Below are 470 nucleotides of genomic sequence, written 5' to 3' on the forward strand. Positions count from 1 at the left end.
CGACACCGTCCACCGTCGACAGCGCCGACTCGACCTCACCCAGCTCGATCCGGTAGCCCCGCACCTTCACCTGGTCGTCGACCCGGCCGACGAACTCCAGAACACCCGCATCCGTCCAACGGACCAGGTCACCCGTCCGATACATCCGGGAACCCGGCGCACCGAACGGATCCGTGACGAACCGCTCCGAGGTCAGACCCGGCCGGCCGAGATAGGACGTAGACCTGAGTGTTGGCGATCGGCACCCCGATCGGCGTACGACCGTCGCCCGACAACAGGGCACTGGTCGACCAGATCGTCGTCTCCGTCGGACCGTACATGTTCCACACCGACACACCGGCCTGCGCCAGCACATCGGCAAGGGCGGCGTCCACCGCCTCGCCACCGACCAGAACCTTGAGACCCTCCACAGCCTCCGGGTCCGTCTCGGCCAGCGCGCGCCACAGGCTCGGCGTCGCCTGCATCACCGC

At 68.3% G+C, this 470-nt stretch carries 1 pseudogene; it reads right to left on the reverse strand.

The window, feature by feature from the left end:
- Positions 1–470 (reverse strand): annotated as a pseudogene (locus IF00_RS42310) (AMP-binding protein); the annotation flags it as partial.

The sequence above is a fragment of the Streptomyces flavochromogenes genome (assembly GCF_000717595.1).
Classification (GTDB): Bacteria; Actinomycetota; Actinomycetes; order Streptomycetales; family Streptomycetaceae; genus Streptomyces; species Streptomyces flavochromogenes.